Raw genomic sequence first — 15875 nt, forward strand, 5'->3', positions numbered from 1 at the left:
CGCTAGATATTTAGCCAGCGCCGCCGACGCGCGCGCGATGCTCGCGCGTCGTGAAAGAGCCGCCCGTCGATCCGAAGGAAGGTGCACAGCATGGCTACCCGGACTTCGCCAAACTGGCAGGCCGCATCCGAAGACGCCTACGGCCTGATCGTCGCCACGATCATGATGGCAACAGGGGCTTATCTTCTCCACGTCAGCCGGATCATCACCGGTGGTACGGTCGGGCTCTCGCTGCTGATCTCGCAGGTAACGAGCATTCCTTATGGCGTGCTCTTCGCGGCAATGAACGTGCCGCTCTTCCTGCTCGGGTGGCGATGGATGGGGACGAGGTTCATTGTCAAATCGCTCGCGGTCACGGCAATGACGACCGGGTTGATGGTGACGATGCCACAATTCTTCGTGGTCTCTCGGCTAAGCCCGGCCCTTTCGGCTTTCGCGGGGGGGACGCTCGTCGGCATGGGCGCCCTTGCCGCAGCCCGTCACGGCGCAGGCGCGGGGGGGACCCTCGTGGCGGTTCTCTGGCTGCAAAAGCGCTACAGATTGAACGCTGGACTCGCGCAGCTTTGCTTTGATCTCGTTGTGATCGTCCTCAGCGCAATTCTGCTGGGACCCGTCGCCACTGCTTGGTCGACACTTGGCGTGGTTGCGGCCGATGCAATGATCATCATCTGGCATCGCATACCCGTTGATAAGTAGTTTCTCTGCGCACGACCCGCGCGGGAGATCGCGTACACGAATTGACAGCGGCTTAAATGTCTTTCGAACCGCGAGCCGCCCTTTCGCGAACGGCCGTTACCGAACACGGACGTTGAACAAACGTATGGCCCGCCCCGTCTGCAAGTAGGATTTTACGGTGTTCTGATCAGTCTGCGTCAACGTATACGGTCTCATGGGCGAGCCCACGGCCAAGATGGACATCCGCGCGTCTGAAGCCTCATAATGTCCTCGGCATCGAGTGCCAATTCGTTCACCGGGCTTTCCAAACGCCGATCGACTGTCAGGCCATCTTCACGATCCTTCCTGCAAACCTCATGGGCTACACGCGCGGGAGCGTGCAGCCGATCTGATCACGCACGGCCACATAGCCGCGCTCGAAACTTGTTTCCTTGCGCAAGGTCGCCCAGGCGATGCGCGCCAGCTTGTTGGCCAAAGCGACGATCACGGCGTTGCGGTGGACACCTCGCTGGATCATGCTTTTCAACCAGCGGCCCATCGGAGTGTCGCTCTCGGACAGGGAGGGCAGCGCTGCCCGGGCGCCGTGGATCAGCAGAGTGCGCAGGTAGGTGTTGCCGCGCTTGGAGATGCCCATCAGCCGAGGCTTGCCACCGGTCGTGTGCTGCCGCGGGACGAGACCGAGCCAGGCGCCTAGATCCCGAGCTTTGGCAAAGGCGCTAGCGTTGCCCACAGCGGCAATCAGGGCTGTCGCGTTCAAGACTCCGACGCCTGGGATCGACGTCAGCCTTCGCGCGGCAGGATCGTCGCGTGCCAGTTCGACAAACTCGCCGTTCAGCGCCTCGATCTTCATATCGAGGCCGCGCCATTCCGCGCGTAGGTCGCTCACCAGCTGGCGCACCCGCGGCGACAATGGGCTGTTATCGTCTCCCAGAATGCCATCAAGGCCTAACTCGAACTTGAGTCGTCCAGCCGGGAAGATCACTCCGCGTTCCAGCAGGATTGCTCGCAGCTGGTTGATAAGGTTGGTGCGCTCGGCCACGAGGCGGGAACGCACCCGATGTAAGGTCTGGATATCCAGCTGCTTCTCGCTTTTGAGCTCGACGAACCGCATCGTAGGGCGTGATGCGGCCTCGGCGATCCCCTCGGCATCGCGGTCATCGTTCTTCTGCGCTTTCACGTACGGGCGCACATACTCTGGTGACATCAAGCGGATCTCGTGACCTCGCGCGGCAAACAGGCGCCCGAGATGATGAGCCCCGCAACATGCTTCCATGGCGACCACGCAGGCTGGAAGCTTCAGCACGTAGTCAATCAACGTCTGCCGGCGCATCGATCGGCGCACGACCACCGCGCCGGCTGCGTCGATGCCCACAATGCTGCACGAGTTCTTGCCGAGATCAACGCCAAGGATCACAATAGACATCGGCCCGTTCCTTTCCCTCTTCTGACGCCAGCATCATATCCGATGCTGGGGAAAAGGGGCGGGCCATCCCATAATGTCTTATTCCGAACGGTCGGAAGACGGCGTAAAATGTCCGATAATGGTCATTCAGGTTCGCAAGTGGGCAAAACGAAGCGTCTGCTATCTGCCACTGCTCAACTAAGCTGATGTTTGCGCCGAGCCGGTTTTTCTAAAAGCGGGTTCGCAAAGTGACACCGTAGGTCGCCGGATCGGCAAGACGTATCAATGCTGGCACAAGCGTGAGCTCCAAAAAAATGCGCTTCCACGAGCAGCATCGGCCAGCCCACCATGCGAGAAGGGCCCCCATGATTACCATCAAGCGCTTTCGAGGGATCGATTTGGCCGTCCGAGTCGCCGGGTACGCCGATGAAATTGCATGGCGCGAAGCGTTGTTGCCGCCCACAGACGCTGACGCGTTCGCCACCGAAGCGCTCTACGTTATTATCGACTCAGGAATGAAAACAGCATCGCGCGTCCCATTTTCGATCGCGTGATGGTCGCGCTTGCTGAGGGCGGCAGCTGTAGCGCGGTTTGCGGTCACGCCGGGAAGGTCGCTGCGATCGAAAAGATTTGGCCGCAACGGCAGCGGCTGTTCGCGGCATTCCAGGCAGCCGATGACGTTGTCGCTTTTTGCGCAACGTTGCCGTTTACGGGCGAGGTAACGAAGTTTCACCTCGCCAGAAACCTAAGGAAAGATTTTGCCAAACCTGATGTGCATTTCAACCGGTTGGCGGAAGTTGAGGGGGCCACGGCCAGGAGCTGTGCGAGCGTCTGGCACAAGAGAGCGGCTATCGCGCCGCCACCGTCGATTGGTAATGTGGCGCGCGTGTGCCGACGGCGTCATAGATCACGGCAACTAGCCGCGCGACCCAGCTAGGCCCTGGGGAAAGTGAACTCCGATGATCTCTTGCGGAGCGCCGACTCGAGCGTGCTGAAATTTGCGGTGATTGCTGGGTGCTTGCTAGGCGCCTCACCATCCGCCACCTAGGGAGGCACTTATGCGGCTAAGCGCTTGATATAATTCTGGTCGGGGCGACAGGATTCGAACCTGCGACCCTCAGACCCCCAGTCTGATGCGCTACCAGGCTGCGCTACGCCCCGACCAAGGTCGAGCCCCCTAGTGGCAGGTCGGCGGCTTGGCAAGGCCGCGCATGGCGGTTTCCGCGACAAGCATTGCGCGGGAAGCGGCGATCGTGATAGGCGCGCGCCTCCTTTCCGGCGCCGCCTGCTCCTATGTGGCCGCGCCCAATCCCGGGACGCTCGAGAGACTTCATGTTCGCATCCCCCGCCTTCGCCCAGTCCACCGGCGCCGCCCAGGGCAGCGGCGGCTTTCTGCCGATCCTGCTGCAGATGGCGCCGCTGATCCTGATCTTCGGCATCTTCTATCTGCTGCTGATCCGCCCGCAGCAGCAGAAGCTGAAGGAGCAGCGCAACCTGATCGACAGCGCCAAGAAGGGCGACACCGTCGTCACCGGCGGCGGCCTGATCGGCAAGGTGCTGAAGGTCGACGGCGACGAGGTCGAGATCGAGCTCGGCCCGAACGTGAAGGTGCGCGCGCTCAAGGCGACGCTGTCGGACGTGCGGTCCGGCTCCAAGCCCGCCAACGACTGACGGACGCAGCCAGTGCTCGATTTTCCACGCTGGAAGGTCTGGGGAATCCTCCTCGTCCTGTTCGCCGGCGTCTTCCTCGCCGTGCCCAGCCTCATGCCCGAATCGACCGCCCGGAGCCTCGGCCTCGGCGGCTTTCCGCGCATCAATCTCGGTCTCGATCTGTCGGGTGGCAGCCATCTGAAGCTGGAGGCTGATACCGCCGATCTCGCCAAGCAGAATCTGGCGAAGATGGAGGACGTGATCCGCACCGAGATGCGGCGCGGCTCGCCGCAAATCGGCATCGGCGACATCTCGACGCAGGGCGGGCGCATCTCCTTCTTCGTGCGCGACATTTCGCAGCTCGATGCGGCGGTGGAGCGTGCGCGGACGCAGACGAGCGCGGTCGGCGTGACCGGGCAGCGCGACTGGAACGTCGCGGTCGTCGATTCGACGCGGATCGTGATGACGCAGACGCAGGCCGGGCTCGATGCCGCGGTCGACAGCGCGATGAACGTGGCGACCGAAGTCGTCCGCAAGCGCATCGACGAGCTCGGCACGCGCGAGCCGACGATCGTACGCGAGGGCAAGGACCGCATCCTCGTCCAGGTGCCGGGTCTGCAGGATCCGGCGGGGCTGAAGGCGCTGCTCGGCAAGACCGCGAAGCTGGAATTCAAGCTCGTCGATCTGACCGCCAATCCGGCCGACGTCGCAGCGGGACGCGCGCCTCCCGGCAGCCAGGTGCTGCCGTATCCCGAAAACCCAGGCGGCGCGCCGATCATCGCAGTGCAGCGACGCGTGATCATTTCGGGCGACGATCTGATCGATGCTCAGATCAGTCATGACGAGAATCAGCGCGCTACTGTCACGATCAAGTTCAATAGCGAGGGCGGGCGCAAGTTCGCGCGGGTCACGCAGGAGAATACCGGCAAGCCGTTCGCGATGATCCTCGATGGATCCGTGCTGTCGGCGCCGAATATCAACGAGCCGATCCTCGGCGGTAACGCCGTCATCAGTGGCAACTTCACTACCGACAGCGCCAACCAGCTCGCGATCGCGCTGCGTTCGGGCAAGCTGCCCGTCGCGCTGAAGGTGATCGAGGAGCGCACGGTCGGCGCACAGCTCGGCGCGGACTCGATCCATGCGGGCGTTGTCGCCAGCATCATCGCCTCGGTCGCGGTGATCGTGTTCATGCTCGTCACCTATGGCCGCTTCGGCGTCTATGCGAACCTCGCGGTGATCCTGAACATCTTCGTGATCCTCGCGGTGATGGCCTTGCTCAGCGCGACGCTGACGCTGCCGGGCATCGCCGGCTTCGTGCTGACGATCGGCACCGCGGTCGACGCCAACGTGCTGATCAACGAGCGCATCCGCGAGGAACGCCGGCGCGGGCGCAATGTCGTCCAGTCGGTCGAGCTCGGCTACAAGGAAGCGAGCCGGACTATCTTCGAGGCAAACACGGTCCACGCCATTTCGGCGCTCATCATGCTCGCTCTGGGCTCGGGTCCGGTGAAGGGCTTCGCGGTCGTGCTGCTGATCGGCATCTGCACCAGCGTGTTCACCGCCGTTTTGTTCACGCGGATGATGGTCGCGCTCTGGATCCGTCGGGCGCGCCCGACCGATCTGCACATCTGATCGGAAGCCGAGACATGCGCCTCCTCAAACTCGTCCCCGACAACACCAATATCGGGTTCGTGCGCCTGCGTTACTGGGCGTTCGGCCTCACCCTGCTGCTAACGATCGCGGCGGCCGGGCTCGTCGCGGTGCGCGGGCTCAATCTCGGCGTCGATTTCGTCGGCGGGGTGATGATCGAGGCCAGCTTCAAGCAGCCGCCCGTGCTGGATCAGCTGCGCGAAGAGGTCGATCGGCTCGAGGTCGGCGAGGCTTCGCTCCAGCAGTTCGGCGCGGCCAATGTCGTCTCGATCCGCCTGCCTATGCCCACGAGCACGGACGAAGGCGCGACCAACCGCCTCGTCCGCACCGTCCAGGCCGATCTGTCGAAACGCTATCCGGGCGTCACCTTCAACCGCGCCGAGACCGTCTCCGGTAAGGTTTCGGGCGAGCTGATCCGCAACGGCATGCTGGCGGTGTTCCTCGCGGTGTTCGGCATCGCCGTCTTTTCGTGGCTGCGCTACGAATGGGAGTTCGGCATCTCGACCTTCGTCGCGATCGGGCACGATCTGCTCGTGACGCTCGGCTTCTTCGCGCTGACGCAGCTGGAGTTCGACCTCAACATCGTCGCGGCAGTGCTCACGATCATCGGCTATTCGATCAATGACAAGATCGTCATCGACGATCGCATCCGCGAGAATATGCGTAAATACCGCCAGATGGACATGCGCGCGCTGATCGATCTTTCGGTCAACGAGACGCTGCCGCGCACGGTGATGACCTCGCTGACGATCATCCTCGCCTTGGGCGCGATGCTGATCTTCGGCGGGCCGGTGCTGCGCGGCTTCACCGCGGCGATGATGCTCGGCGTGGTCGTCGGCACGTACAGCTCGATCTACGTATCGAGCTCGCTGCTGATCACTTTGGGGCTCAAGCCGCAGCCCTTCGCGGTCAAGAATGCGCCGAAGGGGCCTACGAGCAGCGCCGAGCGGGTCCGCTAATTTTTTAGGCGACCCCGTTCGCCCTCATGAAAGCGAGCAGTTTCGGCCAGGCGTCGGCTGAGGCCGCTTCGTTGTAGCTCGCGCGATAGTCGGCGAGGAAGCCGTGCTCGGCCTGGGGATAGACGACGATCTCGTCCTTCCTGCCCGCCGCCTTCAGCGCGGCGCGCATCGCGGCGACGTCCTCCAGGGTGATGCCCTTGTCGAGCCCGCCATAGAGACCGAGCACGGGCGCCTTCAGCTCGGCGGTGCGCAGGGTGACCTTCTTGAGCTGGCCGTACCAGGCGACGCCCGCCTTGATGTCCGGATCGACCATCGCCGAGCGCCACACGACCTGCCCGCCCCAGCAGAAGCCGGTGATGCCGATCGCCTGCGGCTTGGCGAAGGCCTGCTTCTTGATCCAGTCGGTGGTGGCGCGCACGTCGCTATCGACCTGCGCGTCGCCCGCCTCGTTCACGACCGCGAGGATCTCCTTCAGGTCCGACTTGGCGGGCAGATCGACGCCCGATCGGTAGAAGAAATCGGGGGCGACGGCGACATAGCCGGCCTTCGCCAGCCGGCGGCAGACGTCCTTGATCCATTCGTGGATGCCGAACACCTCGTTGACGACGAGGATCGTCGGGTGCGTGCCCTTGCCGGCGGGGCGGGCGACGAAAGCGGGGAGCGGCTTGGGCGCCCCGTTCGGGATCGTCGTCCATTCGGTGATGAGCCCGTCCGACGGCGTCGTGATCGGCGCGGCATCGGCGGAGAAAGCGGCGACGGCGTAGCCTGCGAACAGCATGCCGGCGGCCGTGCGGCGCGAGACGTGGAAATCTTCGGGCAGGGATCCGTCGGGGCGCGTCAGGTTCAGCATCGCTCTCTCCACCTTTGTCTCCGATGCCAGACTAAGCCGAGACGGGAGGCGAAGGGTAGCCCGCTATTTTCCGCGGAGGCGCGCGATGTGGCGGACGGCCAGCGCATAGCCGTGCGTGCCGAGCCCGCTGATCATGCCGGTCGCCGCCTTCGTCATCAGCGAGTGCGCGCGCCACGGCTCCTCGCGGCGATGGATGTTCGAGATGTGGACCTCGACGATCGGGCAATCGCACATCAGCAGCGCATCATAGGTCGGGTAGCCCGCATAGCTGAAGGCGGCGGGATTGATGACGATGCCGGCGGCGCCGACGCGCGCCTCGTGCAGCCAGCCGACCAACTCATGCTCGGCATTGGTCTGGTGGAAGCGCAGCGCGAAGCCGGCGGCGTCCGCCTCGACACGGCAGGCGGCCTCGACACCGGCGAGCGTCTCGTGCCCGTAGATCGCAGGCTCGCGCTGGCCGAGCAGGTTCAGATTGGGTCCGTTGAGAACGAACAGGGTCGTGCCGCTCATGTCCTGCTCCGTTTGCGTGCGAGAGCCCAGCGCCCGACGAGCGGGAAGATGGCGGGGCAATCGACCAGATAGCGTTTCGCCATGCGGCGGGGATTGGCGGCGAGCCGCCACGCCCATTCCATCCCGGCCTTCTGGACGGGCAAGGGCGCGCGCCGCTCCTTGCCGGTGATGAAATCGACGCTCGCGCCGACGCACAAGGCGGTGCCGCGCACCTTGCCTTCGCGCTTCATTTCCAGCGCGATCAGTTCCTGCTGTGGCGAGCCGACAGCGAGCAGGATGATGCGGGCGTCCGCGGCCGTCGCCGCGGCGATCGCCGCGGCGCGCCCCGCCGGATCGTTGAGCAGGCCCATCGGCGGGATGTGCTGCGCGATCGACAAAGCGGGGTAGAGCCCCTGGAGGTGCGCGAGATCGGCGGCGGTCCCGCCGATCAGGAAGAGCCGGTCGCCCGCGGGCAGGCGATCGAACAGCAGGCGCGTGATGTCGCTGCCCGGCGCCACCGGCAGGCGCACGCCGACCAGGCGGGCGAGCCGGGCGAGCACGCGGCTGTCGCACAGGCACAGATCGGCATCGTCATAAGCGCGCCTGAGATGACGATTGAGCTGGGGCAGGCGCACCATGTGATCGATATTGGGCGTCACGACATAAGCGAACGGATCGACGGACGACCGCGCCGCGATCCAGCCGAGCGCGCCATCGGTATCGAGCCGGTCGAACTCGAGGCCGAGAAATTCGGTGCGGGGGGCAGGGCTTTCGATGGGATTATCCTGTCGCGTACCGGATCATGATGCGCCGTGCGAGCGCGCCTGCGCAAGGCAGAACGGATCGTTCGCGGCCTGACACATCGTCTCGTAGAGCCGCCACGCATCGTCGCGATTGACCTGCCGGGCGAACAGGCCCGCGACCTGCGCCGCCTCGGCCGCGCGGCCGCGCCGGATCAGCCAGGCGGTGCGCGCCCGGACCGGACCGATGCTGCGCGGCGCCGCGGACTGGGCATCGGCATATGCCGAAGCCGCAAGCATATCGTTGCCCTGCGCGGCATAGATGTCGGCGATCAGCACGGCGGCGGATTCGTTGGCGGGATCGTCCGCGATGACCGACTGTGCGTCGGTGATCGCTTCGTCATATTCCTTGCGGGCGACGTGCGCGCGCGCTCGGGTGAGCAGCGCGACATCGTTGCCGGAATCGAACGCGAGCGTCATTCGCGCCTGATCGCGGGCGGCGGCGACCTTGCCCTGGGCCATGAGCAGGTTGGAATACATTGCGTGCAGATCGACGTTCGCGTCCGTCACCGGCTGGGTCGCGACGGGCCCGAGCAGGGTGGCCGCCTCGTCGAGCGCGCCGGAACGGATGAGCCGGCCGACGAGCGCCGCCTTGGTGAGGCCGTTGCCGGCGGCGGCGGCCTGCGCGATCCGCTGCGTCGCTTCGTCGAGCGGCAGCGCGCCGAGCCAGAAGTCTGCGACGGCACCCAGCACCGAAGGATTGTTCGCATAGCGCTTGACCAGATAGGCGGTCACGCGCTCCCGATCGGCGACGGCCCCTTTCGCCTGAAAAGCGCGCAGGCTTTCCAGTTGATAGCGCGGATCGACCGGCTTTAGCTTCGCCAGCCGGATCGAGATCGAGCGCACGCCCTCGACATTGCCGAAGCTGCGATAGAGCTGGAGCAATTGCTCGCCCATATCGGTATCGTCGGGCATGGTCTGCATGCGCTGTTCGAGCAGGCGCGCGGCCTGGATGGGATGGCCGGTCTTCTCCAGGACGTGGGCCTTCAGGATATAGCCCTCCTTACTGTCGGGCGTGAGCTGGATCATTTCATCGGCGATCTTCAGCGCGGTCGGATAATCTTCCTCGTAATAGGCGATCGCGCCCGTCGCCAGCACACCGGCGATATCGTTCGGAGAGAGCGACAACAGCGGATCGACGACGCGCTTGGCTTCCTGAAATCGACGGCCGGCAATGTAGAGAACGGCGAGGTTCTGCATCGCTTCGATATTGGCGGGATCCAGATCGAAGGCCTGTTGAAACGCCGCCGCTGCCGGTGACGGCTGGCCGAGATCGCGCCGGACGCGGCCGAGCTTGACCCAGCGGCCGGGATCGTTGCCATCATAGCTCAGCGCCTTGTCGAGCGTATCGGCGGCGCGGACAGCGTCGCCCGCGGCGATCAGATTGTCGGCCTGCGCCTCCAGCGCGATCGCCTTGGTCGTGTTGCGGCCGCAGCCGGCGACGAGGCCCGCGAGAAGGAGCGCCAGCACGATGAAAAGAACGCGCGAAGCGACATCAAACCGCGGAAAGATGCTGTTCATAACCCTGCGCTACTAGGCGATGGCCGGATCGGCGAGTGGAATAGCATCTGCGTATAAGAAATTCCGTCCGCCGCCGTTACAATTGTTTGATCCGGAGCGTTTAGGGGTCTGCTAGGGGGGCTCGGGCATTTGACCGGATCCGGCTATTTCCACCATAAGGCTCGCGTTGACGCCGCTCGCAAGCCCGTACCTGTTTTTCGAAGAGGTGTTCTCGTTATGATGATCCGCCCGGTGGCAGCTTTGCTGGGACTTGCCGCGCTCTTGCCGGCGAGCCTTTTCGCGCAGGGCGCCCCCCCGACCGCGGCGTCCGCCCCGACGCCGGTGCCCGCGGCCAAATTGCCCGGACAGGCGGCATCAACCTATCGGATCAGCGCGGGCGACATGCTGGACGTCTATGTATGGGGCGACGAGCGGCTGCAACGCGCGCTGACCGTGCTCCCCGACGGCACGTTCGGCTTTCCGCTTGCGGGTACGGTGATGGCTGCGACGCACACGACCAACGAGGTTGAGTCCGAACTCTCCCGCTTGCTCGCGCCCCAATATAAGGGCGTGGCGCCGCAGGTGACCGTCTCGGTCAAGCAATCGAGCGGCATGCAGATCTCGGTCATCGGCAAGGTACGCTCGCCGGGGACTTTCTCGCCGACGCGTTACGTGACGGTGCTCGATGCGCTGGCGCTGGCCGGCGGCCCCAGCGAGTTCGCCGATCTCGGCAACGTCGTGATCCTGCGCAACAATGGCGGCAAATCGAGCGTGGTCCGCGCGAAGCTGGCCGGCGTGCTGAAGGGCCGTCCGACCGACGGCGATCTGGCGGGCGACGGCATTCCGCTGCTGCTGGCCGGCGATACCGTGGTGGTTCCGTGAAGCGCGTCCTATTGACGACGGCGCTCGCTGCGAGCGCCCTGGCGGCAAACGGCGTCCAAGCGCAGAGCATCACTGCGGGCGGATCGATCGATGGCCGGATCGGCTATGGCAGCAATCCCTATCTGCAGCTCAATTCGCCTGGCGGCACGGGCATCGGCGGCGGTACGCTGACCGGATGGCTGCAGAGCCGATCGGAGACGTCGCAGACGCGGCTCACCGGCATTGCGGATCTCAGCCAGAATTTCCGCTATTACGGACTTGCCGAAAATTATCAGGCGACGCTTGATCATCGGCAGACGATCAGCAATCGGCTCTCCGCGAGCGGTCGGCTGCGTTATCAGGACTCGATCAACGCGCGCAATTTCGACAATAGCGGGCTGGCCGGCGAGAGCGGTACGATCGTCGACCTGCTCTCGATCGGCCAGCGCACGCGCACTTACGGCGCGGACGGCACGCTCCAGTGGACGCCGACGAGCCGCGACAGCTTCTATATCGGCCCGCAATATTCGCACACGACCTATCCCAGCACGGCGATCAGCGATTTCGAACAATATGGCCTGAGCGCCGGCTATCTGCGGCAGGTGAACGCGCGGATGAAGCTGGGCGTCGATACGTCGCTGCAGAGGGTGAAATCCGATGCCTTCGCCAGCAGCACGTCCTACAATGCGGCGCTGCGGCTGGTCTATGATTTCAACGAGATATGGCAGTTCGACGGCAATGTCGGGATCATCTTCCAGAAGTCCGGCATCGGCGGCACCACATCGACCCCCGGCTTCTCGGCGCAACTGTGCGGCAAATATCCGCGCTACCGGGTCTGCGTGCAGGGCTCGCGGCAGAGCGCGGCGTCCGGCTTCGGCGGGCTCCGCACGGACAATCGCATCGGCGCGAATGTCACATACGATCTGTCGGCGCGCTCGAGCGTGAATTTCGCGGCGGTCTATGACGTGTCGGAGTCCCGCGGGCTTTCGATCATCCCGAAGCAGAAATATTGGGAATTGTCGGGCGGCTACTCGCGCACCCTGACGGATCGCCTGTCGGCGGGCTTCAGCGGCCGATATCAGCATCGCGATTACGGCTCGCTTGTCGCGGGCGGCGACAGCACCGTCTCGGGATATGCGGCGACGCTGGACATCGCGTATAAATTCGGGCGTCTGGAATGATGAACCCCTATCCCAATCCCGGCCCGCTGGCGTCGATCGCGCAGCAGGATGACGAGGAAGGCGGCGGCTCGGGCCTGATCCAGGCGCTGCCGGTGATCCTGTGGGAACGGCGCTGGTGGATCATCATTCCCGGCATCCTGGCGCTGATCGCCGGCGTGGCGGCAGCCTATACGATTCCGACGATGTACGAATCGAGCGGGACCGTGCTGATCGAAAGCCAGCAGCTCCCGATCGATATCGTCAATTCGCCCGTAACGGACGTGATCGGCCAGCGGATCGCCCGGGCGCGTGAGCGCGTGCTCAGCCGGCAGGATCTGATCCGCCTCATTCGCACCAACAATCTCTACGCCGACGAGCAGCGTCGCCGGCCGCTGTCTCAGATCGTCGATACGATGCGCGACGCGACGACGATCGACGCGATCGGTGCCGACACCGGCAATACGGGTCGGACGATCGCGCTGAAGATCGGATTCTCCTATTCGGATCCGGTCAAGGCGCAGATCGTCGCGCAGCAATATGTGAACCGCTTTCTCGAGGTCGACGCCAGCGCGCAGACCGATCAGGCGGTGGGCGCGGCCAATTTCCTCAACCAGCAGGGCGGGCAGCTCCAGGCGCAGATCGCCGCGATCGAAAACCAGATCACCAAGATCAAGACCGAGAATGGCCCGCTGCTGGCGATGCAGGCGCAATCGACGGGCAACCCCGGTGCCGACGCCGCGCGCATCGATGCCGAGATCGCCAATCTGCAGGCGGAGAACGCCCGGCTGTCGCAGGCACCAATCAGTGTCGAGAACGGCACCGTGCAGGCTGCCCAGATCGCTCTGGCGAACGCCAAGGCGCGCTATTCGGATACGCATCCGGACGTGATCGCGGCGCAGAACCAGCTCGATGCGGCGCGTCGCGCGACGACGGCGGCGGCCGCCCCGAGCTCCAGTCCGATGATCGGCGCGAACAACGTCCAGATCTCGTCGCTCCGCGCGGCCAAGGGACTGATCCTGTCCCAAACGAGCGAGGTCCGGTCGGCGCAGTCACGCGGCCCGGGGCTGGCGGCGGAGGTCGATGCGCTCGAGAAGCGCGCCGATGCGCTGCGCGATCAATATCGCGACATCGGTTCGAAGGCGCAGTCCGCACAGCTCTCCGCCCGCATGCAGACCGAGCAGAAAGGCGAGCGGCTGACGCTGGCCGATCCGCCCGTCGTGCCCGATGCGCCCTACAAGCCTAACCGGCCGCTGCTCATCCTCGGGGCGCTGATAGGCGGGCTGGGTCTCGGTTTCGGTGTCGTGCTACTGCTCGAACTGCTGCTGCGACCGATCCGGGGCACGGAGATGCTGCGCGATGCCGCCGGATCGGCGCCGCTGGTGATCATCCCCGATTATTCGCGGAAGGCCAATTTTATGATCCGCTGGCTGGAGCGCCGCAATCGTCGGCGGGCGCGGACATGAGCCATGAGGATATCGATCGTGATGCGTTCAATCGGGGCCATGCGATGAGCACGCTGGCCGAGAGCGCGGCGGCGCGCCCGCTCTATCAGGACGAAGCCGAATTCCCGCGCTTCGAGGCGGCCTCCGACGAGTTGGGGCAGCGCTTCGTGTTCGGCTTTCGCGGCGGCGACCAGCGGGCCCGCCCGTTCAAGCTGCTGCGCACGCGCATCGCTCAGCTCGCGGCGGACGACAATGTCAGGCTGATCGGCGTGACCTCGGCGGCGCCCAATGTCGGCAAGACGTTCGTCGCGGTCAACCTTGCCGCGGCATTGTCGCGGCTGACGGACACGCATGTCTGCGCGATCGACCTCGACTTGCACCGCCCGGCGCTGGGGCCACGCATCGGGCTCCCCGAAGGCAATGGCGTCCACGATTATCTGGGCGGAGACGTCGGCGACATCCGCGAGATCGGCTATCGCGTCAATGACGAGCGGCTCGTGGTCATACCCGGCTATCGGCGCAACGTCGCGACCGGCGAATTGCTGTCGGGGCCGCGCGGCGAGGCGATGTTCGCCGGGCTGCGCGCGATGTCGAAGACGCTCGTGATCGTCGATATGCCGCCGATCTTCGCGGATGACGATGCGGTCATCATCGCCAACCGGATCGACGGCTATCTGCTGGTGGTGGAGGATGGACGGACGACCAAGAAGCAGGTCGCCGATACGATCCGGATGCTGTCGCCCGCCCCGATGCTGGGCACGGTGCTCAACCGCTACAAGCGCCGGCTGTTCAGCGACGATTATGGCTATGGGGTGAGCTACGGCTACGGCGCTTATTACTGATCGCCACCGCCTCCGATGATTGACGGTATCCAGTGGGGTCTGCCGGTGTAAGGCGGACCGATGGAAGTAGCCGTCGTATCCCCGCTCGTTGCCCCACCGCCCGCGTCCTGGCGGGACGAGGCCGCGTCGCTGTTGCGCCTGTCCGGGCCGCTCGTCGGCTCGAACCTCCTCCAGATGGCGATCGCCGCGGTCGACGTGATCTTCGTCGCGCGGCTCGGATCGCGCGATCTCGCCGCGGCGACTTTGGGCGCGTTCATGTTCAATCTCGCGGTGTTCGCGCTGATCGGCCTGACCGGCGCCGCGGCACCGCTGATCGCCGCCGAACTCGGCCGCCGCGCGCATGCCGTGCGCGAGGTGCGGCGCAGTTTCCGCATGGCGCTGTGGGTGGGGCTGTTCTGCTCGGCGCCGGTGATGATCCTGCTGTCCCAAGGCGAAGCGCTGCTGCGGCTGGCCGGGCAGGATGCGGAGGTTTCGCGGCTGGCTGGCGGGTTCCTCTGGGTGATCCTCATCGGCATGCCTTTGGCGGTGGGCGCGGGCGTGATGCGGACCGCCGCCGCCGCGCTCGGCCGGCCCGGATGGACGTTCCTCGTCACCGGCCTGGCGCTCGCGCTTGATATCCTCGGGAATTGGGCGTTCATCTACGGGCATCTCGGCGCGCCCGCGATGGGACTCGACGGATCCGCGCTCGCCAACGTGCTGTCCTTCGCCGTGATGACGCTCGCTTATGCGATCATCCTGCTGTGCGATCCAAGGCTGCGGAAATACCGGTTGCTCGGATATTGGTGGCGGCTCGATTGGCCGCGCGCGCGCGACGTGCTGCGCCTCGGCCTTCCGATCGCCGCGACCTGGACGTTCGAGGCGGGCTTGTTCGGCGGCGCTGCCGTCCTGATGGGGCTCATCGGGATCGAAGAGGTCGCCGCGCATGCGATCGCGCTCAACATCGCCGCCTTCGCGTTCCAATTGCCGTTCGGGATCGCACAGGCTGCCACGATCCGCGTCGGCATGGCGTTCGGCGCGGCGGACCCGCAATGGATCAGGCGCGCGGGCAATGTCGCTTTGGTGCTCGGCATCGGCATCATGGCGGCGACCGCGCTCATTATGTGGAGCATCCCCGACGCGCTGATCCGCATCTATCTGGATCCCGGCCGCACCGACAATGAAGCGGTGGCGACGCTGGCGCGGCGCTTCCTCGCGGTCGCCTCCATCTTCCAGCTCGCGGACGGCGCGCAGGCGGTGGCGGCGGGCGTGCTGCGCGGCCTGCAGGATACGCGCTTTCCGATGATCATCGCCCTGTTCGGCTATTGGGCGATCGGGTTCGGCAGCTCCGTCTGGCTGGGTTTCTTCACCCCCTTGGCAGGCGTTGGAGTCTGGTGGGGGCTGGCGGCGGGCCTCGCGATGGTCGCCGTGCTGCTGGCGGCGCGATGGCGCGCGCGGGAACGGCTGGGCCTTTTGCCGGAGGCCATCCTGGCCAGAAGCTAGATTAACGTATGTAAGCTACTGCGTTGCAGGCCATAAAGTAGTATGACGAACCCTCTTCCACCCCGATGTCGTTGCCGCCCGCGCCTCTGCGAGCGGCCGCGTGCCAGGCATCGGGG

Annotated in this window: 16 protein-coding genes and 1 tRNA gene; 11 read left to right on the plus strand and 6 right to left on the minus strand. The window is 65.1% G+C overall.

The genetic code is table 11. The features are described from left to right. Positions 1–90 precede the first annotated feature (90 nt). Positions 91–696, plus strand: coding sequence for a YitT family protein (locus Q4F19_RS20635; RefSeq protein ID WP_303546629.1), 606 nt, complete (start codon positions 91–93; stop codon positions 694–696). Positions 697–1036: 340 nt separating this feature from the next. Here the strand turns inward: Q4F19_RS20635 and Q4F19_RS20640 are convergent, their stop codons facing one another. Further along, on the minus strand, positions 1037–2098 hold the full coding sequence (locus Q4F19_RS20640; RefSeq protein ID WP_303546631.1) for an IS110 family RNA-guided transposase: 1062 nt from the start codon (positions 2096–2098) through the stop codon (positions 1037–1039). Positions 2099–2442: 344 nt separating this feature from the next. On the opposite strand from Q4F19_RS20640, the gene Q4F19_RS20645 reads away from it, so the two are divergent. Continuing rightward, positions 2443–2631, plus strand: coding sequence for a hypothetical protein (locus Q4F19_RS20645; protein ID WP_303546633.1), 189 nt, complete (start codon positions 2443–2445; stop codon positions 2629–2631). Positions 2632–3161: 530 nt separating this feature from the next. Here the strand turns inward: Q4F19_RS20645 and Q4F19_RS20650 are convergent. Continuing rightward, positions 3162–3238 (minus strand) — tRNA-Pro (locus Q4F19_RS20650). Positions 3239–3409: 171 nt separating this feature from the next. Between Q4F19_RS20650 and yajC the strand changes: the two genes are divergently transcribed. From yajC to secF, 3 genes are read left to right on the plus strand one after another with little or no spacing between them, the layout of a single operon-like run. Beyond that, positions 3410–3748, plus strand: coding sequence for a preprotein translocase subunit YajC (gene yajC, locus Q4F19_RS20655; protein ID WP_303546635.1), 339 nt, complete (start codon positions 3410–3412; stop codon positions 3746–3748). 12 nt (positions 3749–3760) lie between these two features. Beyond that, entirely contained in the window at positions 3761–5359 is a 1599-nt protein-coding gene (secD, locus tag Q4F19_RS20660) for a protein translocase subunit SecD (RefSeq protein ID WP_303546637.1), read from the plus strand. 14 nt (positions 5360–5373) lie between these two features. Next, positions 5374–6336: a protein translocase subunit SecF gene (secF, locus tag Q4F19_RS20665; protein WP_303546639.1), complete on the plus strand. Its 963-nt coding sequence runs from the start codon at positions 5374–5376 to the stop codon at positions 6334–6336. Positions 6337–6340: 4 nt separating this feature from the next. Here secF and Q4F19_RS20670 read toward each other — a convergent pair whose 3' ends face one another. From Q4F19_RS20670 to Q4F19_RS20680, 3 genes are all read right to left on the minus strand, one after another. Continuing rightward, a complete protein-coding gene (locus Q4F19_RS20670; protein WP_303546641.1) occupies positions 6341–7186 on the minus strand; it encodes a dienelactone hydrolase family protein in 846 nt (281 codons plus the stop codon). A gap of 63 nt (positions 7187–7249) precedes the next feature. Beyond that, positions 7250–7696, minus strand: coding sequence for a type II 3-dehydroquinate dehydratase (locus tag Q4F19_RS20675; RefSeq protein ID WP_303546643.1), 447 nt, complete (start codon positions 7694–7696; stop codon positions 7250–7252). Next, complete coding sequence (locus Q4F19_RS20680) at positions 7693–8313, minus strand: WecB/TagA/CpsF family glycosyltransferase (protein ID WP_303546645.1); 621 nt, start codon at positions 8311–8313, stop codon at positions 7693–7695. Before Q4F19_RS20680 ends, Q4F19_RS20675 begins: the two co-directional genes overlap by 4 nt. Here Q4F19_RS20680 and Q4F19_RS20685 point away from each other — a divergent pair, their 5' ends adjacent. After that, positions 8314–8481, plus strand: a complete 168-nt coding sequence (locus Q4F19_RS20685) for a hypothetical protein (protein ID WP_303546646.1) — start codon at positions 8314–8316, stop codon at positions 8479–8481. Here Q4F19_RS20685 and Q4F19_RS20690 read toward each other — a convergent pair. Then, positions 8476–9945, minus strand: a complete 1470-nt coding sequence (locus tag Q4F19_RS20690; RefSeq protein ID WP_303546648.1) for a tetratricopeptide repeat protein — start codon at positions 9943–9945, stop codon at positions 8476–8478. The two genes, Q4F19_RS20685 and Q4F19_RS20690, sit on opposite strands and share 6 nt — an antisense overlap. 267 nt (positions 9946–10212) lie before the next feature. Here Q4F19_RS20690 and Q4F19_RS20695 point away from each other — a divergent pair, with 267 nt between their 5' ends. The 5 genes from Q4F19_RS20695 to Q4F19_RS20715 are packed head-to-tail and all read left to right on the plus strand — an operon-like array spanning position 10213 to position 15759. Continuing rightward, positions 10213–10857 (plus strand): polysaccharide biosynthesis/export family protein, encoded by a 645-nt coding sequence (locus tag Q4F19_RS20695; RefSeq protein ID WP_303546650.1) that lies wholly within the window; start codon positions 10213–10215, stop codon positions 10855–10857. Continuing rightward, positions 10854–12017 carry a porin family protein gene (locus tag Q4F19_RS20700; RefSeq protein ID WP_303546652.1) on the plus strand — a complete coding sequence of 388 codons (1164 nt, stop codon included), beginning with the start codon at positions 10854–10856 and terminating at the stop codon, positions 12015–12017. Before Q4F19_RS20695 ends, Q4F19_RS20700 begins: the two co-directional genes overlap by 4 nt. Beyond that, positions 12014–13459 carry a GumC family protein gene (locus Q4F19_RS20705; RefSeq protein WP_303546654.1) on the plus strand — a complete coding sequence of 482 codons (1446 nt, stop codon included), beginning with the start codon at positions 12014–12016 and terminating at the stop codon, positions 13457–13459. The genes Q4F19_RS20700 and Q4F19_RS20705 overlap by 4 nt, the downstream gene beginning before the upstream one ends. Continuing rightward, positions 13456–14280, plus strand: a complete 825-nt coding sequence (locus tag Q4F19_RS20710; protein ID WP_303546656.1) for a CpsD/CapB family tyrosine-protein kinase — start codon at positions 13456–13458, stop codon at positions 14278–14280. The genes Q4F19_RS20705 and Q4F19_RS20710 overlap by 4 nt, the downstream gene beginning before the upstream one ends. Before the next feature lie 60 nt (positions 14281–14340). Next, positions 14341–15759 carry an MATE family efflux transporter gene (locus tag Q4F19_RS20715; RefSeq protein ID WP_303546658.1) on the plus strand — a complete coding sequence of 473 codons (1419 nt, stop codon included), beginning with the start codon at positions 14341–14343 and terminating at the stop codon, positions 15757–15759. Positions 15760–15875: the final 116 nt, after the last annotated feature.

Origin of the sequence: Sphingomonas natans (assembly GCF_030546695.1) — a bacterium.
GTDB classification, from domain to species: domain Bacteria; phylum Pseudomonadota; class Alphaproteobacteria; order Sphingomonadales; family Sphingomonadaceae; genus Sphingomonas_I; species Sphingomonas_I natans.